The sequence below is a fragment of the Actinoplanes sp. NPDC051633 genome, from assembly GCF_040681735.1.
Lineage (GTDB): Bacteria > Actinomycetota > Actinomycetes > Mycobacteriales > Micromonosporaceae > Actinoplanes.
The window spans coordinates 1-1,050 of record NZ_JBFAZH010001829.1; the positions used below are offsets into that span (position 1 = coordinate 1).

1 rRNA gene is annotated in these 1,050 nt (G+C 54.7%); it reads right to left on the reverse strand.

Going from position 1 to position 1,050, the window contains the following annotated elements:
* Window positions 1-971: ribosomal RNA gene (locus tag AB0M20_RS45495) — 23S ribosomal RNA — on the reverse strand; the annotation flags it as partial.
* Window positions 972-1,050 lie beyond the last annotated feature (79 nt).

Here is a 1,050-nt window from a genome sequence, read left to right on the forward strand (position 1 = left end):
ATCCAGTGCTCTACCTCCGGCAAGAAACACACGACGCTGCACCTAAATGCATTTCGGGGAGAACCAGCTATCACGGAGTTTGATTGGCCTTTCACCCCTAACCACAGGTCATCCCCCAACTTTTCAACGTTGGTGGGTTCGGTCCTCCACGCAGTCTTACCCACGCTTCAACCTGCCCATGGCTAGATCACCCCGCTTCGGGTCTAGAACACGCGACTCAGACGCCCTCTTCAGACTCGCTTTCGCTACGGCTACCCCACCCGGGTTAACCTCGCCACATGCCACTAACTCGCAGGCTCATTCTTCAAAAGGCACGCCATCACCCCCACGCACAAGTGCGCATAAGGCTCTGACGGATTGTAGGCGAACGGTTTCAGGTACTATTTCACTCCCCTCCCGGGGTACTTTTCACCATTCCCTCACGGTACTCGTCCGCTATCGGTCACCAGGAAGTATTCAGCCTTACCAGGTGGTCCTGGCAGATTCACAACGAATTACACGAGTCCGCTGCTACTCGGGACACCTGCAAAGAGATCACACATTTTCGCCTACCGGGCTCTCACCGTCTACGGCCGACTTTCCCACGTCGTTCGACTAACATGCGACTTTATAACTCTTCTCCACACTGTCAGATGTGAAAAGCAGATCCCACAACCCCGCACACGCAACCCCTGACAAGTATCACACGCACACGGTTTAGGCTACATCCGCTTTCGATCGCCACTACTCACGGAATCACTATTGTTTTCTCTTCCTACGGGTACTGAGATGTTTCACTTCCCCGCGTTCCCCCTCACCGCCCTATATATTCAGGCGGGAGTAACACCACATGACTGATGCTAGGTTTCCCCATTCGGACACCCTGGGATCACAGCTAGGTTGACAGCTCCCCCAGGCCTATCGCGGCCTCCCACGTCCTTCATCGGCTCCTGGTGCCAAGGCATCCACCGTCCGCCCTTGACAACTTAACCACACAACAAACCACAGAAAACAAGATGCTCGCGTCCACTGTGCAATTCTCAACCAACAACCAACCCACAACCACCACGC